The 26,831-nt window shown below is 48.2% G+C and carries 21 protein-coding genes and 2 tRNA genes; 12 read left to right on the top strand and 11 right to left on the bottom strand.

Features of this window, described 5'->3' with window-relative positions; translation table 11 throughout:
* The first annotated feature begins 42 nt into the window (after window positions 1-42).
* The 3 genes from L1285_RS06945 to L1285_RS06935 all read left to right on the top strand — a co-directional run bounded on the left by L1285_RS06945 (window position 43) and on the right by L1285_RS06935 (window position 3,357).
* Window positions 43-1,752, top strand: coding sequence for a hypothetical protein (locus L1285_RS06945; protein ID WP_235411494.1), 1,710 nt, complete (start codon window positions 43-45; stop codon window positions 1,750-1,752).
* Window positions 1,753-1,757: 5 nt separating this feature from the next.
* Window positions 1,758-2,372, top strand: coding sequence for a penicillin-binding protein activator LpoB (locus tag L1285_RS06940; RefSeq protein ID WP_046005918.1), 615 nt, complete (start codon window positions 1,758-1,760; stop codon window positions 2,370-2,372).
* Window positions 2,373-2,475: 103 nt separating this feature from the next.
* The gene (locus tag L1285_RS06935) at window positions 2,476-3,357 is read left to right on the top strand and encodes a hypothetical protein (protein WP_235411492.1); all 882 of its coding nucleotides are present in this window, start codon (window positions 2,476-2,478) and stop codon (window positions 3,355-3,357) included.
* Between the two features lie 61 nt (window positions 3,358-3,418).
* Here L1285_RS06935 and yejK read toward each other — a convergent pair whose 3' ends face one another.
* Window positions 3,419-4,435 carry a nucleoid-associated protein YejK gene (gene yejK / locus L1285_RS06930; protein ID WP_235411490.1) on the bottom strand — a complete coding sequence of 339 codons (1,017 nt, stop codon included), beginning with the start codon at window positions 4,433-4,435 and terminating at the stop codon, window positions 3,419-3,421.
* 66 nt (window positions 4,436-4,501) lie between these two features.
* Between yejK and L1285_RS06925 the strand changes: the two genes are divergently transcribed.
* From L1285_RS06925 to L1285_RS06905, 5 genes are all read left to right on the top strand, one after another.
* Window positions 4,502-4,714: a DUF1414 domain-containing protein gene (locus L1285_RS06925; protein WP_010382154.1), complete on the top strand. Its 213-nt coding sequence runs from the start codon at window positions 4,502-4,504 to the stop codon at window positions 4,712-4,714.
* A 4-nt stretch (window positions 4,715-4,718) separates the two neighbouring features.
* On the top strand, window positions 4,719-6,215 hold the full coding sequence (locus L1285_RS06920; protein WP_235411488.1) for a DUF3413 domain-containing protein: 1,497 nt from the start codon (window positions 4,719-4,721) through the stop codon (window positions 6,213-6,215).
* Window positions 6,216-6,298: 83 nt separating this feature from the next.
* A complete protein-coding gene (locus L1285_RS06915; RefSeq protein WP_235411486.1) occupies window positions 6,299-6,772 on the top strand; it encodes a DUF4124 domain-containing protein in 474 nt (157 codons plus the stop codon).
* Between the two features lie 92 nt (window positions 6,773-6,864).
* Entirely contained in the window at window positions 6,865-8,589 is a 1,725-nt protein-coding gene (aceK, locus tag L1285_RS06910) for a bifunctional isocitrate dehydrogenase kinase/phosphatase (protein ID WP_046005914.1), read from the top strand.
* Window positions 8,590-8,601: 12 nt separating this feature from the next.
* A complete protein-coding gene (locus L1285_RS06905; protein WP_235411484.1) occupies window positions 8,602-9,540 on the top strand; it encodes a LysR substrate-binding domain-containing protein in 939 nt (312 codons plus the stop codon).
* Window positions 9,541-9,574: 34 nt separating this feature from the next.
* Here the strand turns inward: L1285_RS06905 and L1285_RS06900 are convergent, their stop codons facing one another.
* Complete coding sequence (locus tag L1285_RS06900) at window positions 9,575-9,967, bottom strand: hypothetical protein (protein WP_046005912.1); 393 nt, start codon at window positions 9,965-9,967, stop codon at window positions 9,575-9,577.
* A 535-nt stretch (window positions 9,968-10,502) separates the two neighbouring features.
* Here L1285_RS06900 and L1285_RS06895 point away from each other — a divergent pair.
* The 3 genes from L1285_RS06895 to L1285_RS06885 all read left to right on the top strand — a co-directional run bounded on the left by L1285_RS06895 (window position 10,503) and on the right by L1285_RS06885 (window position 12,536).
* Window positions 10,503-11,048, top strand: coding sequence for a hypothetical protein (locus L1285_RS06895; protein ID WP_235411482.1), 546 nt, complete (start codon window positions 10,503-10,505; stop codon window positions 11,046-11,048).
* Window positions 11,049-11,154: 106 nt separating this feature from the next.
* Entirely contained in the window at window positions 11,155-11,565 is a 411-nt protein-coding gene (locus L1285_RS06890) for a hypothetical protein (protein ID WP_235411480.1), read from the top strand.
* A 62-nt stretch (window positions 11,566-11,627) separates the two neighbouring features.
* Complete coding sequence (locus L1285_RS06885; RefSeq protein ID WP_235411479.1) at window positions 11,628-12,536, top strand: M14 family metallopeptidase; 909 nt, start codon at window positions 11,628-11,630, stop codon at window positions 12,534-12,536.
* A gap of 15 nt (window positions 12,537-12,551) precedes the next feature.
* On the opposite strand, the gene L1285_RS06880 is transcribed toward L1285_RS06885, so the two are convergent.
* Window positions 12,552-13,142: a CBS domain-containing protein gene (locus L1285_RS06880; protein ID WP_235411478.1), complete on the bottom strand. Its 591-nt coding sequence runs from the start codon at window positions 13,140-13,142 to the stop codon at window positions 12,552-12,554.
* A gap of 356 nt (window positions 13,143-13,498) precedes the next feature.
* Between L1285_RS06880 and L1285_RS06875 the strand changes: the two genes are divergently transcribed.
* Complete coding sequence (locus L1285_RS06875) at window positions 13,499-14,455, top strand: FHA domain-containing protein (protein WP_235411477.1); 957 nt, start codon at window positions 13,499-13,501, stop codon at window positions 14,453-14,455.
* A 15-nt stretch (window positions 14,456-14,470) separates the two neighbouring features.
* Here the strand turns inward: L1285_RS06875 and L1285_RS06870 are convergent, their stop codons facing one another.
* The 8 genes from L1285_RS06870 to L1285_RS06835 form a co-directional block, all read right to left on the bottom strand.
* Window positions 14,471-14,992, bottom strand: a complete 522-nt coding sequence (locus L1285_RS06870) for an Mpo1 family 2-hydroxy fatty acid dioxygenase (protein ID WP_235411476.1) — start codon at window positions 14,990-14,992, stop codon at window positions 14,471-14,473.
* Between the two features lie 233 nt (window positions 14,993-15,225).
* Window positions 15,226-17,142 (bottom strand): exodeoxyribonuclease V subunit alpha, encoded by a 1,917-nt coding sequence (recD, locus tag L1285_RS06865; protein ID WP_235411475.1) that lies wholly within the window; start codon window positions 17,140-17,142, stop codon window positions 15,226-15,228.
* Window positions 17,139-20,678: an exodeoxyribonuclease V subunit beta gene (gene recB / locus L1285_RS06860; protein ID WP_235411474.1), complete on the bottom strand. Its 3,540-nt coding sequence runs from the start codon at window positions 20,676-20,678 to the stop codon at window positions 17,139-17,141. Before recB ends, recD begins: the two co-directional genes overlap by 4 nt.
* Complete coding sequence (recC, locus tag L1285_RS06855; RefSeq protein ID WP_235411473.1) at window positions 20,665-23,964, bottom strand: exodeoxyribonuclease V subunit gamma; 3,300 nt, start codon at window positions 23,962-23,964, stop codon at window positions 20,665-20,667. Before recC ends, recB begins: the two co-directional genes overlap by 14 nt.
* 156 nt (window positions 23,965-24,120) lie before the next feature.
* The gene (locus L1285_RS06850; protein WP_235411472.1) at window positions 24,121-25,149 is read right to left on the bottom strand and encodes a GGDEF domain-containing protein; all 1,029 of its coding nucleotides are present in this window, start codon (window positions 25,147-25,149) and stop codon (window positions 24,121-24,123) included.
* Window positions 25,150-25,307: 158 nt separating this feature from the next.
* Window positions 25,308-25,398: transfer RNA gene (locus tag L1285_RS06845), tRNA-Ser, on the bottom strand.
* Between the two features lie 109 nt (window positions 25,399-25,507).
* Window positions 25,508-26,551, bottom strand: a complete 1,044-nt coding sequence (nadA, locus tag L1285_RS06840) for a quinolinate synthase NadA (RefSeq protein ID WP_046005902.1) — start codon at window positions 26,549-26,551, stop codon at window positions 25,508-25,510.
* Window positions 26,552-26,681: 130 nt separating this feature from the next.
* Window positions 26,682-26,757: transfer RNA gene (locus tag L1285_RS06835), tRNA-Lys, on the bottom strand.
* Window positions 26,758-26,831: the final 74 nt, after the last annotated feature.

Here is a 26,831-nt window from a genome sequence, read left to right as displayed (position 1 = left end):
GGTATAGTCACCGTAAACTTTATTACAAGCAAAGGAAGCGTAATGCTATCTCTATTCAATACTTTGCATTATCGAGCTTGGTTAACCGTGACACTGATTGTGGTTCTGACTGGATGCAATACAACACCCGCTAACAAAAATGCAATTCTGCTTGCCCAGCAAGGCCAGTTTGAACAAGCAAAGACTGCGATTGAAACCTCGTACCCGGCTTCAGGCAAAAACAAACTGTTACGCCACCTTGAGCTCGGCACTTTGTATCATCTTGAGCAAAGATACCAGCTAAGTAACGAAAACCTCGACAAAGCCAAAGCGATTATTGAAGAGCAATACACCATCAGTGTTTCGGAGCAAGCGCTGGCATTGCTAAGCGGCCCGACTTACACTACGTTCTCCGGGAAAGAGTTCCACCGCCCGCTGATCAATGTTTTTAAAGCACTGAACTATAACGCTTTGGCAAATCAATACCCCGCACAAAGACAATATTACCTGGATGCCGCTCTGGTTGAAATGCGCCAGCTTGATACCTACTTATCAACGCTCACTGATGAAACAGGAGGTTATGACGGAAAACCAAGCGGTGACGGCCTCACTGACCGAGTGATGCGCATTTTGCAGCCGCTACTGGCACCAAACGACCTGCTCAAAGACATCGATTATAAGGATGACGCCTTCGCTCATTACATCAGTGGCATTCTTTATGAGAGCAGCAACGAGCTGGATGCAGCCCGTATTCAGTATCAAAGGGCCGCAGAGGCATTTGAGCAAGGTTTTGCAGACCAATACGACTTAGGCACTCACGCTACAAAACAGGCTTATACGGATCTCGCACGCGTCATGCGAAAAGCCGGTGGCTATCGTAATGAGCTGAACGAACTCGAGGAAAAATGGGGCGACAGCATTAATGAAGCCAGGCAAGCGGGTCCCCGCCTGACCGTGGTTCAAAATGCGGGCATTGGCCCGCAGCGTAAAGAGTTCAATTTACTGCTACGCGCAGATCACAGTGCTAAAGCATTGGTTGTTACCCCTATCCTGTGGGGAACATCAGCGGAGCGAAAAGCGCAAATGTGGTGGTTCCAGATGCTGTACGCAGACACCAGCCTGTTCGATATGATGCAAAACTACGCCACCGGCGACCTGGGTGACGTTGCCATGGGGGCATTGACCAAACGCCTGCCATTAGGCGACACTCTGTGGCAAAGCGCAAAAACGGCTGGATTGATAGATGCACTGGAGCACGGTAGTCGTATTGCGGTGACCTACCTCGAGCCATTCGAGCAGAAAATAGATAAATCTGAACTTTGGATTGAAGGTAAAAAAGTCGCTGAACTGGATAACTATCACTCTGTTAGCCTGCTGACCTTACAAAGCGCGCTGAAAAATGCCAACCGGGAAATGCAAATTGCACTTACCCGTGAAGTGGTTAAAGCCATGACTGCCCATAAAGCAATACAAAGCACCGGGCTGCAGGCATTTGATGGCTTTGCTAAATTGGCAACCAGCGTAGTAAACGCGGTCACGGCCGGTGCCGACCTACGCCAGTGGCAGTCACTCCCAGCGCAGATCAAGCTCACTCAGGTACCGGTAACCTTGGGCACAGTTAATATCACGCTCAAAACCAAACTGCGCTCGGGCAAAGTAATAGAACAATCTGACACACTTGAGATCAACAAAAATATGACGCTGTGGCATACCCGTACTTTCATTGAAAGTGCCCAATCCGCAGCACCAATCACTCTGCTTACAATGGAATAATTGTTATGAACTGTAAAACCACACTTTTAAAGCTAACTCCTTTGGTTGTTGCATGTAGCTTAGCTATTACTGGCTGCTCGTCAACAAAAGTACAAAGAGTAGATGCAAATCAAGAGGTTGCTCTTTCTGACAAGTGGAACGGTAAGGACTCGCAACTGGTTGCAGAGGCCATGATCAACGATATGTTGAGCTTTCCATGGGTTAACGATCACTTACAAAAAGAAGGCACTCGCCCTGCTATTATAATCCAGTCAGTACGCAACAAGTCGCATCAGCATATTGCGGTTGATACCTTTTTAAATGACTTAAAACGTTCAATTTTACGCAGCGGCCAGGCGGACTTTGTTGCAAACAAAGATGTTCGTCAGGAGATCCGCGACGAAAGGAAAGATCAGGAGCTTAACGCCAGCCTCGAGACACAAAATGAGATGGGTCAGGAACAAGGTGCGGATTATGCCCTGTCAGGCACCATCAACTCATTCGTTGACGAGCAAGGCGGCGATCGCGTGACTTTTTATCAGGTCGACCTGAGATTGATCGATATGACCACAAACCGTGAGGTATGGAATGGACAGAAGAAAATTCAAAAACTGCAGGAGCGCTCGCGCTTTGGTTTCTAAGCCGCTGCTTGCCACTTTGCTAACAGCCGCAATTCTTAGCGGCTGTAGCGCAAATAACGCAAGCCAGACACCTGCTGATACTAAGCCTGCATGGATCACAGCCATGCCCAGTTCTAGCTACATGATTTATGGTGTTGGCAGTGCGAAAAATACCGGTGACTTGCAGCAGGCCAAACTGGCGGCTCAGGAGTCAGCCAGACTTGCTTTGGCTAAACAGCTCAATGTAACCATCTCAGCCAATACCCGGATTGAGCAATCCGCCACTGAGAAGTCAATGCAGTTTCACGTCGATGAGCTCATTAACTCTCAGGTGCCTGACATTCATTTGCAGGGGGTTAAAATTGAAGATGAATACATCAGTGCGGATCAGCAAACAGCGTTTGCATTAGCCGCCTTTAACCGCACCGAAGCCGCCATGCAAACTGAGTTGACCATTCGTGCACTCGATGAAGAGATTGCTCAGTTCAGATTGGCAACCGGTGGCAGTAAGTCTCAGCGGTTAAAAAAAGCCGTCGCGCTTAAAGAGCTGTTAGTCAAACGCAGCAAGCAGAATCGTTACCTGACACAGCTACAAACAGCCCCAATCGCTTTGTCTGACGCTGTTCGCGCTAAGCAAGATGAAGCGGATGCAATCATCAATAGCATCAGCTTTAGTATCGAGGGTGACACTGCAGCACATCGCAAGGTCCGCGATATCCTGGCAAAAGCGCTCAGTTCTCAGGGGATCAAGGTCACCACCGGTGAGGCGGACTTTACCCTAAAGTTTACCGTAGACTGGCAGGACATGAGCAAGGCTAACACTTTTTACAGTGTGGCTGAGAGCTACTTAGTCGTAATGGAAAACGGCGAAGAGCAGGCACACTTTAATACCAAAGTGAAAGCAGCATCGGGTTATAAAGATACGGCCAGAAGCAACGCCATGACTAAGCTGGCAAACAAACTAGGCACTCAACTGGCGCAGTTTGTGGTGACCGGCAAATCCTAAGCTGAACAATCCATATTGTCGGCTTAACGAAAAGGGCTAACACAAGTTAGCCCTTTTTAATTTACTCACTGTCTTCTTGATAGAATTTTTCCAGCTGATCTTTGAGGTTTGGCGGCACACCCTTAATGGTTAAAGTGTCATTTTGCGGGTCATATAATACCCGCTCACCTAAGTGCTTGCGCTCGAATCCCACGCTAACGCCTCCACCGAGGCCGGAGAATTTAACCATCGTAGTGACCGTCTTTTTATCCAGCGGAAATGACTCCTCCAGCTCATAGCCTTGTTGCTTATAAAAGTCTTCAAACTGAACATCCGAAGACTTAGACACTGTGTCTGACAAAGATTCGACATCGGCATCTTCGCCACTATTGATACAGTCATTACAATAATCAAAGACCTCTTTGCGGATCGCGTCTTTCTCTTCTTTACCAAACTGTTGTTCAGCCAGGTAGTCTTCTACCGCGTGCAGCATAGTCTGCGACTGCTGTTTAGGGTCAATGCCTTCAGCACAGCCCAGAAAATCGAGGAAAAAATCCGCTACTTTTCTGCCCGCACGGCCTTTAATGAACGAGATATAGCGGTTTTCGTCCGCTTGCGTATCCCAGGCTGTCAGGTCTATACGTGCCGCCAGCTGCATACGCGAAATATCTAAATGTCTTGATGCCGCCAGGTCCAGCTCAGAGGTAATCGAGTAGTGCTCTTTGATGTTGATCATGGCTATCAAAAGATAGTCGCTGGCAACATACTGATAATGACAAAACACCAGATAGCCGGTCTCGTTGAACGCATATTTGTTCAACTCTTCTTTCAACACTTCGGTTGCTTGCTGTGTAAGATGCCAAAAGGCCAGCTCATTATTGCGGTAGCTTTGCATTGCTGAGGCAACGCGGCTGTCTTTATCGGGATCAAAAGCACAAAAGCCTTTTCCGGGCTTGCCATTGTAGGCGTGATGGAGCTGCTCGATAAATACCGCGACCCTATCATTAACCTGCATCTCATCTTCGCGTAAATGAATTTGTGTTTCTTCGTCTTGCTTGTCTACATAGTGTACAACAAGCTTGTTCACCTCAATGCTCATCTTTGTTTTTAACGCCTCTGGTGTTAGAATAGAAAGAATTATAACTCTTTTTATTTGAACCAACCGATGCCTATCCAGTCAAAATATTCCAACGAACAAGTAGAACAAATTGTCGACCAACTGTTAAACGTACTGACAGAGAATCAGGCAACCGTTGATTTAAGCTTAATGTGTTTAGGAAATTCTATCACGCACATCATTAAAGAGCATGTGCCAGAACAGAAAAGACAAGCGGTTGCTGAAAATTTTGCCAAGGCGTTGACACAGTCGGTAAAGTAACTGAATGAATCTTTCTTCGCACAGCCCTTTTTCTTCAAAGGCCAGTCAGCTATTAAGCTGGGGACATTGGTTTACCTTTGCCAACATCGGCTTGGTATTACTCATTACCTTAAGCTATCTGGCCGCTGATAAAGCCCCTACAACTATGCTTGGCTGGATCTACATGCTAGTCACTTGGCTCAGTCATACCAGCTTTATCACTTTTTGTGTTTTTGTACTGAGTATTTTTCCACTCAGCCTGATATTTCCCTATCCAAGGCATATTCGGGGCATGGCTGCCTGCATCGCCACACTGGGCATTACCGTGCTCAGTGTCGACGCCTTCGTCTATTTCCAGCTCGGGTACCATTTGAATCTTCAGGCATTGCCAGAGATATTATCCCTATTCTGGAAAACCATCAGTGGCTCCCCAGCAGTTAACAGCCTGATTGTACTGGCTATGATCGCCGCAATTTTGGGGTTTGAGCTTATCGTTGGCAATCATGCCTGGCGCCACCTGGAGCGATTAAAGAGCTACGCCTTTCCAAAGTTCGCCAGCACGGTACTGGTCACTTGCTTTGCAACCAGCCATATTATGCACATCTGGGCAGATGCCAATAGCTACTTCGACATTACGATGCAAGACAATGTACTGCCATTATCCTACCCAACAACGGCTAAGACGCTGCTTGCCAGGCATGAGCTGCTCGATATGCAAAAGTATAATCAGGCAAGATCGCTGAATGTCGGGCCTAACGAAGTAAGCTATCATCCACCGGCTTCACTGGCGTCATGCCCAGCTCAGGATACACCGGTCAACCTGTATATTGTCAAAACGCTCTCTGAACAAACCGATACAAGCCTGATGCAACTTGGTTGGCATCGCTCCGAACAGCTGCTTGTACCCACGTTGGCGGAGGATTTTCAGTTTAACCTGCTCTACGCTCTGCCAGCCTATTATAAACGGCCGCTGATGGACAACAGAGTACCGCCGGTATGGTCGAGCCGCCTGTCTTTATCCGTTACTGGCCTGGACAAATTTGCTTATATTGACGACACCAAGAGTGCCGATGTGCGGGTATCGTATCAAACGCAAAGCCCTGCTTTTAATGAAGACACCACACCCACCGTCGTCATTGTCGAGCCTGCAAGTTCAGATATGGTGACCACCACTCGTTTTTATACCAATATCCCGGCCTTTGCAGGCTACTCTGAACTGTTCCAAATCAGTGATGTGCTGACGACAATCACAGCCGAGCATTTCCAGTGTAGCGCACTCGCAACGGCGAGTATGTTGGGCAACAACATAGCAACCGACACGCTCAATGAAGGCGTCAACTACTCTCGCGGCGTGCTGGTTGCATACAAAAAGGACCGCATCACACTGATAGCTCAGGATGGTAGTTATAAACAAATTTCTGCAAAAGAAGGCTTTACGTTGGATCAGAAGTTGGATGTTCCTTTCTTAATCCAAAGTATTAAGCGTCTTAAGCAATTCAACCAGACGCCGGCTACTAAGTAGCTCGGCGTCCGCCTTCACACTTGCGATATCGAACAAATTTACTATCTTGAAATGTAAATACAGGTTTCAGGGAAGCACTTGCTATGAGGGTATTTATCATCATCTTTGGGCTGCTTTTGCCCATACTAGGCCAGGCAAAAACAACCTTCAGCTACTACAAATGTGTCACTAACAAGACCATAGTGTACAGCCAACATCCGTGCGCGGCCAATGCTGAGCAGCATACTTTGAGCCACTCAGATCCAAAAGCCCCCCCGCCCGATGGCCAACACACTAAAACACTGAACAACATTGAGCGCCAGCAAATGGTACTCAGGTTAAAAAAAACACTCAGGGCAAAAAAGCATCAGGCTGCAATCCTGGGCAGAAAGCGAGACGAGGCGACCCGGGATGAGCAACGGCGAATTTCCCGTCTGATGGAGAAAAGTGAGCGTGCCAAAATGCTCAAAGATGTCAAACGTAATATCAAATCCATCAATACCGCCTACCTCAAAGAGGTAAAGCTGCTTAATAAAGAAATAGCCCGTCTGGAAAAACGTCTCAAGCGATTAGAGTAGAAGTGCTTATGACGCTCATTGAGTGCCTGAAAATCTGTGGTTGAGCGCCTGACATTTATGCGCTAGAGTAACTCGGCAGATTAGGAGGTCCGATGAGTTACCAGGTTCAAACAATTGCACAACATATTCTGTCCGGGTTCCATACGCACTACGCGTTATTTCAGCAGATAACCGCACGCGCGCCACAGGCGTTTGCACTGCAGAAATGGGGCGAAATTGAGCAGATCAGCAAACAAAGGATCAGCCTCTATGATGCACGTGTTAACGACACGGTCACTGAGCTAAAAAAGCATACGCCACAACACACCCCCGACGAAGCATTGTGGCATCAAGTTAAGCAACATTACGCAGAGCTGTTGTCTTTTCACCCACAAGCGGAGCTGGCTGAAACCTTTTTTAACTCTGTGTTTTGTCGATTGTTTCACCGGCGCTACTACAAAAATGATTTTATCTTTGTTGAAACAACCCTAACAAAACCAACAACGTTACCTATTGAGGCCGAATTTCGCAGTTATTTCCCGGTTATTTCGGGGCTTAAACCCACCATCCGCAATATGATCTCGCACATGGACTTACAATGTGGCTTTCGCGACCTGGAACAAGACATTAGACTGCTGGTAAAAGCTTTCATTAAGCAGGCGCCAAGCACACACCATAGCCATCACGGGCTACGTTTCGATATCCTTACAGCGCCTTTTTATCGTAATAAAGGGGCGTACATCGTTGGCCGGGTCGTGTCTAAATCGGGCGTACAACCTTTTATTATTGCCCTATTACACCACCCTCAGGGCGGCTTGTATATCGACGCGCTGTTAACCAAAAGTGCACAGATGCGCATTATTTTTGGCTTTGCCCGGGCCTATTTTCTGGTTGAAACCCATGCCCCTTCGGCAATGGTTGGCTTTTTACAACAATTAATGCCAAATAAAACCACCGCAGAGCTCTATAATGCCATCGGCTTTCATAAACAGGGGAAAACCGAATTCTATCGTGATTTTCTGTTTCACTTACAACATAGTGAAGACGTTTTCACTATCGCCCCCGGCACACCTGGTATGGTCATGATGGTTTTTACCTTACCCAATTTCCCTTTTGTGTTTAAAGTGATCAAAGATGTCTTCGCCGAAAGTAAGCCGTTTGGCAGAGATACCGTACTGGCACGCTATCAGCTGGTAAAAAGTCACGACCGTGTAGGTCGCATGGCCGACACCATAGAGTATTCTGAGGTGGTGATCCCCAAAAAGAAATTTTCCCCGTCATTGCTGGAAACGCTCAAAGCCACAATCAGCAACAGTTTGCGAGACGAAGGGGATTACCTGGTGATCAAACATCTGTATATTGAACGCCGTATGACGCCACTGAATCTCTTTTTACAAACCGCTGATGAACAAACCGCCAAAAAAGTGATTGAAGACTATGGCCATGCCATCCGGGAAATGCTCAGTGTAAACATTTTCCCGGGGGATATGCTGCTCAAGAACTTCGGTGTTACCAAGCATCACAGAGTCATTTTTTATGATTATGATGAAGTTCAATATCTGACTGACATGAATTTCAGGCCCATGCCAAGTCCATCTCTGGAGGACTTATATAGCGGTGTGGCCGAACCCTCAGCAGCCCCAAATGACGTATTTCCTCAGCAGCTGTGTACATTTGTTCTCACAGACCCTAAACTCAGAGCGGTGTTTGAACACTCGCATGAAGCCTTATTAAAGGTGGAGTATTGGCAACAGGCGCAGCGGGATATTCAAACCCATGTGGTTAAACAGATTTATCCCTACCCTGCTTCACAGCGCTTCTATCGACACATAAAATAATAAAGGAACACAGTGAACATAAGTAAAATTGATCTGAACCTACTGGTCTACCTAGATACACTATTACGAGAGTGTAACGTCACCCGTGCGGCAAACCAGCTGAGTATTACCCAGCCTGCAATGAGTAATGGCCTGAAGCGGCTCAGAAACTTGTTTAACGATCCGATCCTTGTGCGTACCAGTGAGGGCATGGTCCCGACAGAGCGGGCCCTCGAACTCCAGCCTGTGATCCGTGGTATTTTGATGACACTGGAAGAAACTCTGGCACCTAACCGCGAATTCGATCCCCGACAGAGTAAACGCGTATTTCGCATCATGGCCAGTGATTACGCAGCCAGTACATTGGCTCCTAGGCTACTTAATAAACTGCATATGGAAGCGCCGGATACCACACTCGACATCCTTACGCCAAGTGACGTGACTTTTCACGATGTGGAAAATGGTAAGGTTGACATGGCCATCAACCGCTTTGAGAACTTGCCTCAGTCTTTTCATCACAAACGTATCTGGAAAGACAGCTTTTGCTGCCTGGTTAAGTCGGATAACCCAATCAAAGCAAATTTTAATTTGGATGCTTATCTCAAAGCTAGGCATATCTGGGTGAGTAAAACCGGTTTCGGGGTCGGTGTCGGGATGGATCCAGCAGATGTACAAAAGCTGGGCTGGGTAGACGAAGCGTTGGCCCACTTCGGCAAACACCGTAACATCGCCACATTTACGCGAAATTATCACGTTGCCATCCACCTTGCCAAAGAACAAAACCTGATTGCAACCTTGCCATCAAAAGCGGCGAATATCTACAGTGACGACCCAAACCTGGCGATACTGGAGCCACCTTTTCCTATTCCCCCATTTGAGTTAGATATGATCTGGAGCCCGCTGCTACACCGCGACGCCAGCCACATCTGGCTCAGACAGAAGATAGCCGAAGTAGCGGACGCACTTAAGTAAACACTTATCTGCAGTCAGATATAGGGGACCTTCCCTATATCTCGCTTTCCAGCATAGCCAATGCACGCTTTTCACTGTCGCAAACCTCGCCGTTGGCTTCGCTGATCCTGTGGGCTATCGACACTGCCAGCTCACGCATGGGTTTATCGACAATGTGACTCAATCTGTGCTGAATAAAACACTCTGTCTCATCTTGCTTAATCGCTATCAGGCACTTACCCAAGGCATCATCCATATAGTCCTGCAGTGCAATAGCAGAGTTCCAATGAAGCGTATTTGCCCAATCCCGAACAATCTCCATTTCCTCGGTTTCAATCTTTTCATCGATACAAACAAACAGCAACGCAATATCCAACAAGGATTCTTTTTGCAATTGCTCCACACATATTCCCATATCAAAGTGGTTCAACAGTTGTTCAAATTTCATATTGGTTTCCTTGTAATTGAGATAACGCCGACCAATCAAGACACAGGTATCTGCGCCGATCCACCTGACCCATTTAAGATACCTGACGCCCAGGTGCTGACAAAAACAACAACACCCATAGCATTCAAACATATTCTACAAAACTCGGGTTGTCACTTTAAAAATAGTCAACTGATTGGCTGTGAACTAGACTAGCCTTAGTACTTACAGGAAGTCGCTATGTCTTGGCTGAATCGTTTATATTTGAAACTACTACTTTTTTTGAGCTTGGTAATGCCCGCGCACGCACGAATCTCAATTTCAATAGAGCAAGACATATATGAATACGCAAAGGAAATACTGGCCGATCAACCCATTGCTGAATTCTCAGCTGAAATTTTCGATCACCCCAAATGTCAGCGCGATGTCGTTGAATTTCTGATCGCACAGCGCGCCCTGTTAGAAGGAGGCTTTTCGCATCCCTTTCATTTTACGCTCGGAAACTATGATGCAAGGAACCTGAAACTGCTGGAATCTGGGTTGCTACTAATGAGCTTTGACACAAAGCTGGCTGTCTCAGGCACAAACAATCAAGGACGATATTTATATTCCAGAACCGATAATAGAAAAAGGCGCATATTTTGCCGGGATCTATACGTCAGGCTCCAACAAAGTATCTTTACGGAACAAAATCTCAAAGGTTCTGAGCCAGATAAGTGTCGTAAGCAGCCGTGCCAGGCTCGTTGACTGGGTCACCCTGAAAGCACTGAAACCCAAACAGCTGCACCACGAAGATGACTGGATCACCATGGCGAAACTGGTCAGCTATGGCTGGGTTGATGCCATGCTGGTTTCGTTTAACAACACTCACCCTTTTTTCTATGAAGGACAAGGATACCGAATAGAAGCCATCGAAGGTATTAAGGTCGCACTGCGCGATAGCCGACATTTTGTGATCTCCAGGCATCACCCATACGCAAAAGAAGCCTATAACGCGTTGCAACTTGGTCTGGAAAAACTCAAAGCACACAAGTTCATTTATCAGGCTTATCACCAGTGCGGGTTTATCACCCCTTTGGTTGACGAGTGGTACACTCTTTAGCCCTAAAATCGCAATTATCTGGTTTAATTTCGGGTATTCATATTTCTTCCATTTTCTTCTCCTAAATTTCCAGCCTCTCGGGAATATGTCAATTTAGGAACAACTAATGAATGAATTAAAACTGGAAGTAAATACGGCTTTTTACAGCGTTGTTGGTGTTTTCGTTATTACGTTATTGGCACTGTCGGGGCTGTTTACTGAACTCAACCTGTCATTTCTGGCAACAGTACAAATCGCGATAGCCAGCGTAGTAACTGTTGCATTGGTTATTCACTTACTACTGAGTATGGCAGGGCATAAACGCGTCACACTGTGTAACCAGGGGCTGTCATTTTTCAGTCTGACCGGGCGCCAACGTTACGTTCCAGCCGAAAACATTCAATCCATTGAATTTGTTAGCTACATTGGTCTGACGATGACCCATGTTAAGACCAATAACGGGGTGATTAAGCTGCTGGCATTCAGAGTACGCAAAGAACAGCAACAGCGTCTGAAAAGTATGGGTTACCTGGCGTAACCCCCTTGCCCTTGGCCCACAATCAAATTAGCATTCAGATACAAATAAAAAAGAGACATGTTATGACTGATCAGTACCCGATAGGGCAAACCGGCAAACCTTGGCAAGCAGCAGAAAAACAGCAGTGGTTCGCGACACAAATCAAGAAACGTGACTACTTCGAGGATATTGAACCACTTATCAATGCCCTCAAAGCAGACTTGCGAGTTGAGCAATACGGTGTACTCAGTTACGATACCCAGTATCCGCTATATGCACTGAAATCCGCCAACTGGCATGCAGAACTACCTGTAGTACTGGTGACTGGTGGGGTACATGGCTATGAAACCAGTGGCGTGCTTGGTGCATTGGCGTTTGCAAAGCAGCATGCTCAAACTTTTGAGGGTCAGTTCAACCTACTCATACTGCCCTGTATCAGTCCCTGGGGTTATGAAACCATTAACCGCTGGAACCCAGAAGCAGTAGACCCTAACCGTTCCTTTTATACAAACAGCCCTGCTCAGGAATCACAGCTTGCAATGGATTACGTCAATCAATATCAGGGGTCCATTGCCCTGCATATCGACCTGCATGAAACCACAGACACAGACAACAGCGAATTTAGACCGGCACTGGCTGCACGCGATGGGAAAGTAAATCATAACTGGAATATTCCGGACGGATTTTATCTGGTTGGTCATACCCAGAAACCACAAGCGGCATTTCAAAAGGCAATCATTCATGCCGTACAACAGGTCACACATATTGCCGAAGCGGATGAGCATAATGCGCTCATTGGCGTACCGGTAGAACAATTTGGTGTTATCAACTACGACGCCACGCACCTTGGTTTGTGTATGGGCATGACTAATGCGCCCTATGTCACAACTACCGAAGTTTATCCGGACAGCCCCAACACAACACCGCAAAATTGCATCGATGGCCAAGTTGCTGCCATCGAAGGCGCAATCGCCTACCTGGCAGCCCAATAGTAGTCTAAAGGTAATTTAGGCCATCAACTCCCCGTGCTCGTGAATGATTTCAAAGATATCTCTAAAAGAGTGTGCTTTTTGAAAGATATTCACGGGTACATGCAAGGCTCGGGCAATATCTGACGACGAAATCATCCCCCTCAGGCCCCCTTTTTCGTCCATTAATAAAACATGCTGCTGACCAAGCTCTTTCAGCGTCTCTAAGACATCCCCTATTTTTGCTTTAGCAACGGTGGTAAAGCGCATTGCATGTAAGTCCTGTTTTTTGGTCATGACATCTTCAACCGTTAAATCACTGCGCGATACTTGCCGCTTCTGGGCAATGGACAAAACCCGCCGACCCGACAAGTCTTTTGAATTAACCACGCCAAGAAAGGTATCGTCATGATCAACAACCAGCTTTGAGCGCACATGGCCGTTTAACATCATATAAACGGCATGATCTATGTCGACGTCCTTTTGGATCATCTGAGGCTGACGTTTGGCAAAGTCGGTGATCACTTTGATGGCAGGACTCGATAAACTCAGCGGCTCTGCATCAGAGTAATCACAAAACTGATAAACCCCTTCTAATTTAAGTGTTTTTAGCGATTTATATTCACTCATATCCCCTCCGCTGCCGGCGCTGCGACCGAACCTTGTGATGCCACTCTAGTAAAAATATGGAACATAGTTGTGTTTTATGCAAGGGAGTAGGTTACGCGGTGTAATCTGCTGTAATGGCGAGATACCTGTGTTCTGGTTACAATGATAGTGTTCGCAATTGTCTTTGCCCAGACATGATAATTGCCTGTTTCAGGTCGATTATTATTGTGAATATTTCCTGAAATAACAGTACCCTCTGCGGCGGGTTCTTTTTATAAATTGAAGGTAACTAAGGAAATAGTGCCTTCAACAAGGTAGAATCTCCACCGAAAAGCAAATTCGCGTGCGTCACTTATACGGAAAGTTAGGAAAATTTTATGGCTTATTTAATCGATGAACAGAAACTGGAAAAAATTTACCTGAAAAGTTATCACACTTTTGGGCGTTACAAATTTAATGTGGATACGTTCGTCGATAAGCCCGGTATATCCCGACATCATGCCATCATAGAACACGCCAATAATACCTGGCTAATTCGCGATGTCAGTACAAACGGCATTTGGATCAATGATAAAAAGATTGATAAAAACCTCCCGTATCAGCTCTGGGAAAATGACAAAATTGACTTTGCAGCCCCGGGACAAAACTCCTACGTAGTGGCTAACCTGAATGCCAATTGCCAGTATTTGGTATCGCAAACCAATGCCAATGAAGTCATTGAACTTGAGAACCAGATCCTGTTGCCCAATGACGAGGAAGCAAGCCATATCGTGTATTTCGATGCCCTGCTCAATTACTGGTTTTTGGAAGATTTAAACACCTCAGACCGCCAGGCTTTGATTGATGGCGGCGTAGTTTCCCTGTTTGGTCAACAATGGCTGTTTTACTGTGCCAATACCTCCACCATGACCAAGCACCTGGACAATCAGCCGATTGTAAAACCCATTGCACTCAATTTTAGTGTGAGCCAGGACGAGGAAAAAACGGATTTAACATTGGAGCTTGAAGGTCAGGAAATCGACTTAGGTTGCCGCACACACCACTACCTGATGTTACTGCTGGCAAGAACCCGGATTGACGATAAGCAAAATGGGATGGACATTGAGTCTCAGGGCTGGCTTTATCGCGAAGACCTTGCCAAGGCACTTGGTGTGCAAACCAATCATATGAATATCATGGTGCACCGCGCCCGTAAGCAACTAACTGAGGCAGGCGGAGATAGAGCACCAGAACTGGCCTACGTGCTGGAAACCAACAATGGTAAAATTCGCCTTAATTGTCAGAATATTACCATTGTTAAAGGATGCCAACTGGAAACCCGCATCTCAATATAAGCGGGTATCAACAACTCAGGGCCGGTACGGACCGGCCTCATTATTTATCTGCTGCTCCAGGGCTTTAAAACACCCTACTTTGTTAAGTAGCTCCATCATCACAAATAGCGGACCTATCAGTAACCCCATCAGGTCGTCTGCAAAAGCCGGTTTCTTTCCTTCAAAATAATGCCCAACAAATTGGATCACCCAGCCAACAACAAACAATGTCAGCCCTGTAACATAAAACCACACCACATCGACCCCTGCCTGGGCCATCGCACTAAATGCATAACCAGCTCCCGCCTGACACAGCAGCAGAAACGCTATCATCCAGCTACCCAGTGTCGGCGACAAGGCTAGATAATAAATGCTAACCAGCAAAATTAAACAGGTAGAGAGACTGACCGGGATCTGAAAGAACGCGCCCAATGGCACAAATGTCATCCAGACCACAGCAAATACGATTAAAGGGACACCCACAAAGTGGGTTGCAATATTGCGTTTATCTCTGTGATACAAGGCATAGTTGATCAGGTGTTGCTCAAGTGATTTCATCGTTCTTATTCTTTTGAGTAATTACTTTATTTTATAAAGCCGTAATCCGCTGAAAAAGTCAACACTGTTACAAGATAAAGCCGCAGTTCTTCGCATTTACACGCAATAAAAATGCCGCCAGATGAGTGGCGGCATAAATCACTGGGTTATTAACGCAGATGAACACTCTCTGTCATCTCCGTTATTTACAACTGTAGCCCAAAGAAAAAAACAAACAAGATAAAAACACAAATTTAACCAATATGTAACCTGTGAGCCATTCCAGATTGTCGTCCTGCCTCGGTTTGCATGGATAATTGCAGCACTTGCGGCTGGCAATTGAGCTCCAGGTGTTGCTTTGCACGCGTAATACCTGTGTAAACCAGCTGACGGTTCACACCTTTACCGGCGCGCTGGATTGGAGGCAAAATCAATGCCGTGTAATCAAACTCCGAGCCCTGAGACTTATGGATAGTCATGGCATACACTAGTTCAAAGCTGGGCAGTCTTGCGGGATAAAAGTGTCGCACTGTGCTTTGCTCATCAATGAAGGTTGCATAAAGCTGGCCCTGTGCATCAGGTAATAAAATGCCAATATCGCCATTAAACAGTTTAAGCTGGTAATCATTTTGCGTGATCATAATCGGCATACCGGCGTAAAAGCGGCTATACGGAGCAACCAGCCTGCGCTGAGCAAGTTTCTGCTCGATACGCTTATTGAGCTCTGCGACGCCATAAGGCCCCTCTCTGACCGCTGCAAGCAGCTGGTACTGACTGAATAACGCGTGCACCTCTTCTGGCTCACTGTGACTCTGAATAGCCTCGAGGTATCGGCTGTAGTGATCCGCCGCCCGCTCAAGCAAAGCATTATATTGATCCACGCCCAGTCCGTAAAAACTCAGATCGCTGAATCCGTGATTGATCACCTGTTGTAGCTGCTGCGGATCGTTGTTATTAACCGCAAAGGCCAGCTGACCAATGCCGCTATCACTTTTAAAGCGATGACTTTGCTGCAAAAATGCCGTGGCGTCGGCGAGTGCATAACGGCTTGCTTTGCCCTTTAGCACATCACGCCCGGCAAAACAGACCTGATTTAAAAAAGCCGCACGATTCATGGTATATGCCGGCTGCGTTCCGAGAATTAGATGACCACACAAGTCACTCAATATACTGCCGGTATCAACCGAAGCCAGTTGGTCTTTATCGCCCAGCAGGATCAGTCTGGCATGCGGCGGCAGCGCCCTGACCAGTTTATTCATCAGCGCCAGGTCAACCATAGAGGCTTCATCCACTATCAACAAATCAATGTGCAATGGATTTTGCTGATGATGAATAAAGCGGTTGGTGTTCGGGATCACGCCAAGCAAACGGTGAATGGTTTGGGCTTGCTCCGGGATAAGCGCTGCCAACTCAGGTGACAGCGACAGCCGCCCTTTCGCACCAATGATAGACTCGCTGAGTCTGGCTGCCGCTTTGCCTGTCGGAGCCACCAGCTTAATGCTCAGTGGTGCAGCCGTATACAGGGACTGTAAAATCGCCAATAACTTGGTAACTGTTGTGGTTTTGCCTGTGCCAGGGCCTCCGGTGATAACACAAAACCCGCTGGATGCGGCCATGGCACAGGCAACCTTTTGCCAATCTACGTCCTGAGCATTGCCGAGCGGAAAATACTGGTCCAGCAAGGCACTCAACTGCGCTGCATCTTGCTGTATCGGTTGCTCTGCCATCTGCCGAAAGCGGTCACTCAGGTAAGCTTCATAGTCTGCCAGACGTCCCAGATATAGCCGCCCGGCAAATAGCCGTAAAGGACGCCCTTCGCCCACCGCCGGATGCGAATTCAACGCTGCCAACGCCATGTCAGAGTTACCAAACGGGGTGTATGGCAAACGCTGAGCCTCTGACACTGTGTCCGATCCGGCACTCATATCGTCCGCGCTTAAAGAAAATGGATTCTGCCAGTCAATCTCAGTCAGTAGCAAGCAAGTGTGCTGACTTTGCTCTGCTCGTTGCAACAATAAAACCAGGTAAAATACCGCGCCATACTGCCCCTGGCACAAAAGCTTTGCCAGCGCCACATCGGCGGCTCGCACACGTCGGGTGTGGATCAGTAGGGTAATATAGGCCTGATGATCCAGCTCCTCCGCCGGGAATTCAAACATGTCCTGCATCATTCTTGTTCTCCCGCCTCAAATAAGGCATCCAGTTGCAGTAAAGTCTTTTCGTCCAGTTGGGTGAAGAAGCAACCGGCCCCATCCGGTAAAGCACGTAAAAACAAGTAGTACACGCCCCCCAGATGCCGCTGCGGGCAATAATCCGCAAGGCGATGTTTTAATAACCGGTGCAAGGCCACAGAGTAAATTAGGTACTGAAGATGATACTGATGCGAGCTCATCGCCAGCGCCAGGTTATCGGCCTGATAATCCGCCGCCGCGTCCCCAAGGTAGTTTGATTTATAGTCGAGAATAAAATAGCGCCCCTGCCAGACAAAGATCAGGTCAATAAAGCCTTTGAGCATGCCCTGTACCTCATCAAAGCGTAAATGGCTCGGCGCACCTGTGATTTGCGCTATTAATTTGTTTAATCTCGTATAGGACAGGCGCTTAAGTGGTAACTGAAACTCCATCTCCACCAGACAATCCGAGACGCTCAGCTGGCTCAGCATCAGCTCCGGATGCGGATTGAGAGGCGCACTCAGACATCCCAGTATCCACTGCTCTACGGTTTCCTGCCACACGGTATCAAGATGATACTTCTCCAGACAAGCCTGGGTTGCTTCAGCTAAGGTCAATTTGTCTGGCCGGGTAGGTGCATGGGGCGCCGTGAAGTCAATTTGCTCAAAGATCTCATGTAAACAACTACCGGCGCGCGCACCTTTAACAAAGGTGTAAGGGGTAAAGCGTTTGATCACGCTAGGCTCGGGAAGGTCAATTTTATGGTTTTCATCAAGTGCCCCCACCGGGCGATCTGCACTGGTTTCATGGTAACTCAACTGGCTAAAACTGGTCATTCGCCAGTTTTGCTCAATCGCGACTTCGACAGGCCGACTATGCAACAACAGTGTTTCCTGGGTATGCTGCGCCTGATACACACAAGGCGCTATGCGCAACACCTCATACGCCATCCCCTCATGGCGTGAACACAGGTCGCGAAGCTGGTCATGCCATTGGGCTGCGTCTGTGATTTTATCCTTGTCAAACAACACATGCCCAAGAGCACATTGCTGGATCCCAGGCTTTTTACTGCGCCCCAGAGGCAGGTTATACAGGCCCAGGCTACAAAAATGGATTGCCCGGGTCAGTGCCACGTACAGCAGGCGAATATCCTCTGCAAGACGCTCACGCTCGGCATTATGCTGTGCGTTATCGTCCGCATCCAGATTAAGCACCAGCTCACCATTTTCGTGATATATCACCTCACTGGCCTCGCGGTATGCGGTGGCAAACGGCATGTAAACCAGCGGATATTCCAGCCCTTTGGAAGCGTGCATAGTAACGATTTTGACCAGATCGGCATCGCTTTCGAGGCGCAGCTGGGTGCCTTCATAGCTGGGGTTGGCACACTGAGCTTGCAACCAGCGCATCACCCTGTGTGTGCCTTCCAGCTCTATCTGTTTATGCTGTAGCAACTCGGCCAGATGCCGGTAATCCGTCAGCCAGCGCTCAACTTCATAGCCTGCCTGCTGCCACAGCGTAACCAGTTGATTATCGACCAGCAAAGATTCCAGAGTGGCCATTGCGCCTTGCTGATACCACAGCTGTTTTAGCTGGGCAAACTGCATCAGGTAACGCTGCCACTGCCCTTCCTGAGTACGCAATGCAAAGATCTGTTGCTCGTTTAGCGCGAACAAGGGACCGGCCAGCACACCACGTAATGCCGCTTCATCATAACTGCCATGTACAACATGCAGTAACTGCCAGACAGCCAGCGCCACAGGTTGTGAAAACACGCTATCCCGGGCCAGATAAACACTACTTACGCCAGCCCTTTGTAACGCCTGTTTTATCACACTGGCTTCAACGCGATCCCGAACCAGTACACAAATATCCGCCGCCAGCACCGGGCGTTTGCCAATGCGGGCGCGGCCCTCCTGCGCCTGGGTCAGCAACTGTGCGATTTGCGCCGCGAAGCCCTCGGCAAGCTGTGGATAGGCGCTGGCTTTGCTGGTAACTGGCGCGTCCTCATCTTCAAGCACATTGAATTGCAATGCCGCAGGCTCAGTGCCATTCAGAGTAAAGGTATTGTCGGCATCTTTGCCCGCAGCGTCGACCTCAATAAACGGAATGTCGCGGTTAAAGATAAAACTGTCGGCTTGCGCGGTAAAAATGGCATTCACTGCACTGACCACGCGCCGGGCCGAGCGATAATTCTTATCCAAAGTAAACTGGCGGGTTTCATCCACCAGATGTTTCGCACCAATGTAAGTGAAGATATCCGCACCACGAAAACCATATATGGCCTGCTTGGGGTCGCCTATCATGGTCAGGCCTTGGGCGCCCTCAGTGCCATAGATGCGAGAAAAGATGCCAAACTGAATGGGATCTGTGTCCTGGAATTCGTCTATCATCGCAACCGGATACAGCTGCGCAATTTTTTTAGCCAGCGTCTCACCCTGCGCACCATGTAATGCCTGATGCAAGTTTTGTAGCAGATCGTCTGGCGAGATCAGGCTGTGTTCAAGCTTTGCCTGACTCATCAGCGCGCGCACTTCTTTCAGTGCATGCTGCAACAAGGCAATGGGTAATCCTTTGGAGACATTTTGGTGCAGCTGCGCCATCTCATCAAACCAGCACAGCGCCGGGTGGACAATCGGCTTACCCGTTTTGGTATAGTTTTTCGGGTCGCTCAGCTGAGCCTCTCCCCATAGGGCAAACGAATGCTTGCTGCTGCCAAATTCAAAGTACCAATCGTCGCCCATGCAATAGTCGATCAGCGCCTGGATATTGGCCGGGCGTCCCGGCGCTTTGCTCTTTGAAATTCCACTGTCGCGCAATAACTGGAAAAAATCTGAGTTTAACAGCTGTTGTTTAAACCCTGCCGCCCGGCGCTGATACTCAGCTCTTTGCTCCAGCACAACTGCCAGGTCCAGCTCGGGCGCCAGACGGGCATCGCCGCGTTTAAGCAAAGGATAAAGGCGCTTTGCCAGTGCCTGTGGATGAGAGAAATGCGACAACACCAGCTCAGTTTTATCCGCATCCAGGGGATAGACAAAGCGTCGCCAATGGTCCTCTACAGCGGCGTTAAACAGCTCACTGTCATCGAGGATAAACTCCAGATTAAAGCTCAGGTTAGATTCAAACGCATGTTGTTTAAGCATGCGCTGACAAAAGCCATGAATGGTAAAAATAGCAGCCTCATCCATGGATTTCGCTGCGGCATCGAGCAAGTGATAAGCCGCTTCCTGATCCGCCACTTGCGCCAGTAGCGCACTGATCAGCGCATCGTCACAGCCGCCGCCGAGCAAAGCATCCCGAGCCTGTACTATGCGCTTGCGGACCCTGTCTTTGATCTCCTGAGTCGCGGCGTCTGTAAAGGTAACGACCAGGATCTGCTCAACACTCAACGGGGTAGTCTGACTCTGTGCATCAACAAGCCCCAGAAGGTAGCGTAAATACAGCCCCGTGATAGTATAGGTTTTACCCGTTCCGGCACTGGCCTCAATCAGGTTATGGCCCGACAAGGGCATGGTTTGGGGATCAAGCCGTTTCATAGCGGGACTCCTGTGCAAGGTCGATAAGCGGGGTTAGCAGTTCATTACTCCACTGTGCAAACTCCGCTTCGCAGGCCTGCAATGACGGGAAACTCAGTGCCACATACGGATCTTCACTGTCACCAAAGCCGATGTACTGGCCTCCCTGGAATTTGTTCAGTGCTTTGCTCATATCCTGAGTTTTACAAAACTCATAACTGGTGGCCGCAAAGAAGGGCACTGCGCGGGTGACAAGCTGGGCATAAAAAGCCTGCCACTTAGCTAACTGAACCTGTGCGTCATCACGACTGACTGACGGAAAAACGACTTGTTCATCGAGTCCATAGATGTGTGTTTCTGTGTTGGGTGTCACGCAATTGGCTATCAGGTGCATCAGGTAGCCTCGGATCCTGTCTTTGCCTTTGATACTGGCTGTACGATAAAATATTTGCTTGCCCTGGTATAAGTCTCCCAGCCAGCCAAGCAGACGCGTTGAGCCAATTTGCACACATACCTCCACCGGCTCCATTGGCTCACCCATCACGTCTTTCAGGCGTCCTGACATAGCCGCTACGCGTCCCTTTAACTTTTGCAGTTCAACCACACCCACATTGGCCTGTGGTAACTGGGCACGTTGCAGCAGCTGCGCCTCGGGCAGCGGTGTGTCGCTCAGTTCGCTGTGTAAGATTTCGTCCAGATACTGATAACGCGTCAGAGGGTCCAATGCAAATGGCTCACTGTCGGGCGTATCTTCCTCTAACGTCACTAACCTGACGCCCAGCGTATACTGATAAAACCAGCGTTGCGGTGCCAGACAGGCACGCAAAAAGTCCGGTAACTCCAGCTCGTCTGGCGGCTCAAGTGCAATCGCCTGCTCAGTGGGTTGCTGTGCCAATTCAGACGGTGGCTCACTTTGAGATGGACACCAGTTGGGGTTAAAGCTGTGTAATGAGCCGCTTTGATAATGCTCGCTGCTAAATGGTTGCAAAGGTGCCTGGCGGTAAAGCTGCTCACTGGGCTTGAGGCTGTCATCCTGGTAGCAAAAAGCCCGGTCCAGGTATTCACATAACTCGCTCACCAAAATGGACGGCACCTGCGGCTCATTGTTATAACAAGAGCGACCCAGATAACTGATATAAAGTTGCTCACGCGCACTGAGCAGTGCCTCCAGAAACAGATAACGGTCGTCCAGCTTACGTGAGCGGTCTCCTTTACGGCGCCGCGAATACGGTACCAGGTCAAAACCAATCGGTTGTACCTGGCGCGGATAATCGGCATCATTCATGCCAAGCAGGCAGACAACTTTAAACGGCACGGCCCGCATTGGCATCAAAGTACAAAAGTTTACTGCCCCGGCCAAAAAGCGCTGACCAACCCCTTTGTCTTTGATCCCCTGGCGAACCTGATGTAATACGATCCTGGCATCAACCGGACCGGCAAAGTCGCCGTTAATATGGTGTTTTTCCAGCTCGTCGATGACTTTATGCAACTGCATCAGATCCCAGCTCTGTTCGGTGTCCTGATCGTAAAAGTCTGCCAGCATGTGTCTGAGCACGTTACACTTCTCGTCCAATGGCGTTGCTGCTAAGAGCTGCTCTCGCGCCTGTTCCAGCGCTTCAATGAAGGCAATTAGCTTGCTCAAGGTGTTCACAGCCATGCCTTCTACCGCATCGGCCGGGTATATCTCATTGTATGCTGTCAGTTCATCTGCACTGGCAATGCCAAGCAGCAGACGTTGTAGCCCGTGCCGCCAGGTATTCAATGAAATCTCCGGCAACCCGTAATCGCGCTTATGCTGGCCATCTAAGCCCCATTTAACCGCCACCTGCTGCAGCCAGGTCTGGATCTGTACAAACTCACTCTGCTCTACCCCAAAACGCTTGCCAATGGGCTCAACGCCCAGCAGATCGAGTATATCGGACACGCTGAAACGGCTAAAAGGCAGCCCCGCCAGTGTAACGAAAGAATTCAGCACCGGCTTTTCTTGCTCTATGCTCATATCGGCCAGCGCAAAAGGGATTTTTCTCGCCCCAGATGCACTGCCAAACACTGCTTCTATATATGGACTGTAGGTGCCAACGTCCGGCATCATCACTATGATGTCTTTTGGCGTCAATGCCGGGTCTTCATGAAAGAGCGTCAGCAGATGATCGTGCAGCAACTCGACTTCGCGCAATGGCGTGTGGCAGTCGCATAGCAGTACAGAGCTGTCATCCTCTTTGATGGTCAGCTGCCCATCAATACTGACATACCAGTTTGGGTCATCGACCAGAGACTCACCTTTAAACGCCAGTTGATAGATTTCCTGCTGCAATTGGGCCAACAGGCTGTCATCAAACTGATCAATAAAGCCATCCAGCCAGCGCGCATCGGTTTGCAGCAGCTGCTCAAGATAATCGCGACCTAGCTTCCCCCAGGAGGACAACAAGGGGTTACCGGTATTGTAGTAACCGCCCTCACCAGCTTGTTTTTGCAACTGAGCATCCAGTGCCGGTCTTACCTGATAGTTGGCCAGGATCTTTGCCTGGGTTTTCTCATCAACCAGGTCGCCCCAGTAGTGTTCACTGGGATTAAAGAAAAACAGCAATACATCGATTTTTTGGGCAAGGGCATTGAATATCTCTAGCTGGTTAGTCGCCATCGCTGAAAGACCAAATATGCTGATCCGCTGGGGCAAGCTGGTGATGTCAGCATCCGCCAGCTTTGCCAGTAATTGCTGATGCATATTGGCCCGGTTATAAGGGCTTTGTCCTAAATTATGAGTATGTTCGACCAGTGCCCGCCACAGGTCCGGCTGCCAGGGCGCAATACCTACATCGACATCTTCCAGCGTATCTGTGCCCAGCTCCCATTGTTCCAGCCAGTTTGGCCGGTACATCAGATATTGGTCGTATACATCGGCAATTTTCTCACATAAAGCAAAGCGCTTAAGGTCACTCTGTGGCTGATCACTGCCTTGTTCAAGATACATTCTCAGCGGCTCGTAAAGCGGATTACTGAGCTTCTGTGGTAGCAAGGTAAACAGCTTCCAGCTCATGTTGTTTTTATTAAAAGGTGACTCTTTGGGCACATCCGGCAAAAACTGTTGATACAGCTGCCAGATAAAACTGAGCGGCAGTGGAAACTCAACCTGTGCCGCATAGCCGATATCGCGGCTCAAGCCATTTTTAAGCCACTGAGACATGCCCGGAGACTGTACCAAGACAATTTCGTTAGCAAAAGGGTCATCGAGCGGCGCCTGCTTCAACAAGGTTGTAAACTGTGCTTGAAGGGCTTCCATACGATTTGATTGGATTATGTGCAACATAATGATGTCTCGGGCTTTTTAAGCGGGTTTTGGACTTTGGTCAGTGTAAGAGATTTCACAGGGTAATAGCAACGTGGCTGAACACGCCGCTAACCAGAAGAATAGCAAAAGAGGAAACGGTAGCAGGCTGCCATTACCGCCACTTGTCCTGTCGGCTCAGAACAAGTCAATCCCAGAGCCCTCGTCATGGCGCTCCAGTTTATTGGCATTCAACAATGTTTCAAAGAACGCAACCTGATCGCGACCGTTTTCCTTGGCGTAATACAGCGCCCTGTCAGCATTCTCTAATACATTAATCGGAAAATCATAGGGGCTGATCCGCGCCAGTCCCGCGCTGACGGTCAGGGTTTTTACAAATGGAAAATGGGTATTGCGGATAAGCGTTAAAAACTGTTCCATTTTTGCCTCGATAGAGGCCTGATCGGTTGGCTCGAACACCAGCACAAATTCTTCGCCACCAAACCGGAATAACAAGTCGGTCGAGCGGAAAAACTGCTGCATTTTCTGTGCAACCAGCAGTAAAACTTCGTCCCCGCAAACATGCCCATAGTTATCATTGACCTGCTTGAAATGATCTATGTCTATCATCGCCAGCCAGGATGTGGCCCCCTGGTGGAAAGTACGCGGATCCTGCTCATCACGAATATGGCGATTTTGCTTGATCACTTGTTTCTCAAGCAGCTGCTTAAGCTTTTTCTCAAAGGTCTGACGATTCAGCAGGCCTGTGAGCTTATCCCGCTCATTTTCGTGCAATATGGTCAGGTAGTTTTCGTAGATGCGTACAAAGGCATTCAGAAGTACCTGTTCATTACTGTTCAGGCCACCTGAGTGCACTTCTATTGCACCAACCGGTGTTTCATGAATATTGATAGGCAGCCAGCGTTTTTCTATACCATCCGCATTTTGCACCGTGATAATGCAGGAGGACTGCAAACAGGAGATCAATTCAGACTGAGGCTGTTCAATTACTTGTCTGTCGAGCCATTCAAACTCCCGCTCACCATGCATAGTCAAACCAATGCTTCGTTCAACAGCGAGATCTTCCTGAGTATTAAAATTCTTATACACACACAGATGCTGACAGCCTACCAGTTCCTGAATGGTCGATAGCAGACTGTATTCGAGCGAATCTATGTCTCTTGTTTTTGTTATTTTGATTACTGAATTGAGCAGTTCTTCTTGCATTAGATACTCGCAGACTCGCTTAATGCTGATTATAGTAACGGCTTTTCACCCAAGTGTGTACTACCAAGTGTAGCACCACAAAGGTCTGACAAGGTGTATTTATATAAAGAAGCAAAACGCAAAAAGGCGTCCACCGGACGCCTTTTTAAAATTTGGAATGGCGGAGAGAGAGGGAGTCGAACCCTCGATACGCTATAAACGTATACACGAGTTCCAGTCGTGCGCCTTAAGCCACTCAGCCATCTCTCCGCGCTGTAGCACCGCTTGGGTGCGGCGCTAATACTATGAAAAGCTTACCGCTTTAGCAAGTATTTTTTGTAAAAACCCAGCTAAATGCTTAGTTACTAAGCAACTTAGCTTATTTTTGCAAGCTTGCTGAAAAGTCCAGCATGCGATTCAATGAACGCAATGCGCCTTCTCGTAGGTCCATATCTACGAAGACTTCTTTACCGCTTGGGTCTAGTAGCGCTTCTTCAATGGCTTTAAGGCCATTCATTGCCATCCACGGACAGTGAGCACAACTCTTACAAGTTGCCCCTTCACCCGCCGTTGGCGCTTCAAAGAACTCTTTTTCAGGACACAATTGCTGCATTTTGTAAAAAATGCCGCGATCAGTCGCAACGATGAACTTCTGATTAGGCATTTCCTGCGCGGCTTTAATCAGCTGGCTTGTTGAACCCACAGCATCTGCCAGGTCAACGATCTCGGCTGGTGACTCAGGGTGCACCAACACCGCCGCATCCGGGTGCAGGGCTTTCATGTCTTTCAGCGCTTTGGTTTTAAACTCGTCGTGGACGATACAAGCACCATTCCACATGATCATATCCGCACCGGTTTTCTTTTGAATGTAAGAACCCAAGTGTTTGTCTGGTCCCCAGATGATCTTCTCACCTTCTGAGTCCAGGTGCTCAACAATTTCAAGTGCGCAAGACGAAGTCACAATCCAGTCAGCTCGCGCTTTCACTGCGGTTGAAGTATTCGCGTATACAACAACTTTTCTATCCGGATGTTGATCACAAAACGCAGAAAACGCGTCGATAGGACAACCCACATCCAGTGAACAGGTTGCTGCCAGAGTCGGCATAACAACGGTTTTTTCTGGTGTTAAGATCTTGGCGGTTTCACCCATAAAGCGTACACCGGCAACGATGATCATATCGGCATCTTTTTGCTTGGCACCAAAACGCGCCATTTCCAGTGAATCTGCAACACAGCCACCGGTTTCCTCAGCCAGAGCTTGGATCTCCGGATCTGTGTAATAATGGGCAACCAGAACCGCGTTCTTTTCTTTTAACAACGCTTTAATTCTGGTTTTATATTCGGCTTGTTCCTGCTTAGTTAACGGCGCAGGCTTTGGAGGAAAAATATAATCCTCCGGCATAATTTGTTCTGCTAGACTCATTCTCTCGACCACTAGTCCACATGACGGAATATCCGCGAATTATACGAAAATCGGGGCAATAATCCTAGTTGAAGACGGTATTTTGAAGGAATATTTAAGAGAATATGAAAGGAAAGGAATTCAGCAAGAATGGTGGGTCATGATGGACTCGAACCATCGACCAATGGATTAAAAGTCCACTGCTCTACCAACTGAGCTAATGACCCGCTCGGTGTTAAAATGCCATTAAGTCGTCCTGACGCTTGGGCCCGGCTATCGGTTACCGTTGTCGTCCTGACTC

Source organism: Pseudoalteromonas sp. DL2-H2.2, assembly GCF_021532535.1.
Classification (GTDB): Bacteria; Pseudomonadota; Gammaproteobacteria; order Enterobacterales; family Alteromonadaceae; genus Pseudoalteromonas; species Pseudoalteromonas rubra_A.
The sequence above is the reverse complement of the archived record's forward strand: the minus strand, read 5'-3'. Positions and strand labels throughout refer to the sequence as shown.

Coding starts and splice junctions, on each gene's coding strand:
- L1285_RS06915 (WP_235411486.1), top strand. CDS start 6,299: ATGAGGGTATTTATCATCATCTTTGGGCTGCTTTTGCCCATACTAGGC.
- aceK (WP_046005914.1), top strand. CDS start 6,865: ATGAGTTACCAGGTTCAAACAATTGCACAACATATTCTGTCCGGGTTC.
- L1285_RS06885 (WP_235411479.1), top strand. CDS start 11,628: ATGACTGATCAGTACCCGATAGGGCAAACCGGCAAACCTTGGCAAGCA.
- L1285_RS06945 (WP_235411494.1), top strand. CDS start 43: ATGCTATCTCTATTCAATACTTTGCATTATCGAGCTTGGTTAACCGTG.
- L1285_RS06925 (WP_010382154.1), top strand. CDS start 4,502: ATGCCTATCCAGTCAAAATATTCCAACGAACAAGTAGAACAAATTGTC.
- L1285_RS06850 (WP_235411472.1), bottom strand. CDS start 25,149: ATGCAAGAAGAACTGCTCAATTCAGTAATCAAAATAACAAAAACAAGA.
- L1285_RS06875 (WP_235411477.1), top strand. CDS start 13,499: ATGGCTTATTTAATCGATGAACAGAAACTGGAAAAAATTTACCTGAAA.
- L1285_RS06940 (WP_046005918.1), top strand. CDS start 1,758: ATGAACTGTAAAACCACACTTTTAAAGCTAACTCCTTTGGTTGTTGCA.
- L1285_RS06880 (WP_235411478.1), bottom strand. CDS start 13,142: ATGAGTGAATATAAATCGCTAAAAACACTTAAATTAGAAGGGGTTTAT.
- L1285_RS06920 (WP_235411488.1), top strand. CDS start 4,719: ATGAATCTTTCTTCGCACAGCCCTTTTTCTTCAAAGGCCAGTCAGCTA.
- recB (WP_235411474.1), bottom strand. CDS start 20,678: ATGAAACGGCTTGATCCCCAAACCATGCCCTTGTCGGGCCATAACCTG.
- L1285_RS06890 (WP_235411480.1), top strand. CDS start 11,155: ATGAATGAATTAAAACTGGAAGTAAATACGGCTTTTTACAGCGTTGTT.
- nadA (WP_046005902.1), bottom strand. CDS start 26,551: ATGAGTCTAGCAGAACAAATTATGCCGGAGGATTATATTTTTCCTCCA.
- recD (WP_235411475.1), bottom strand. CDS start 17,142: ATGATGCAGGACATGTTTGAATTCCCGGCGGAGGAGCTGGATCATCAG.
- L1285_RS06935 (WP_235411492.1), top strand. CDS start 2,476: ATGCCCAGTTCTAGCTACATGATTTATGGTGTTGGCAGTGCGAAAAAT.
- L1285_RS06870 (WP_235411476.1), bottom strand. CDS start 14,992: ATGAAATCACTTGAGCAACACCTGATCAACTATGCCTTGTATCACAGA.
- recC (WP_235411473.1), bottom strand. CDS start 23,964: ATGTTGCACATAATCCAATCAAATCGTATGGAAGCCCTTCAAGCACAG.
- yejK (WP_235411490.1), bottom strand. CDS start 4,435: ATGAGCATTGAGGTGAACAAGCTTGTTGTACACTATGTAGACAAGCAA.
- L1285_RS06900 (WP_046005912.1), bottom strand. CDS start 9,967: ATGAAATTTGAACAACTGTTGAACCACTTTGATATGGGAATATGTGTG.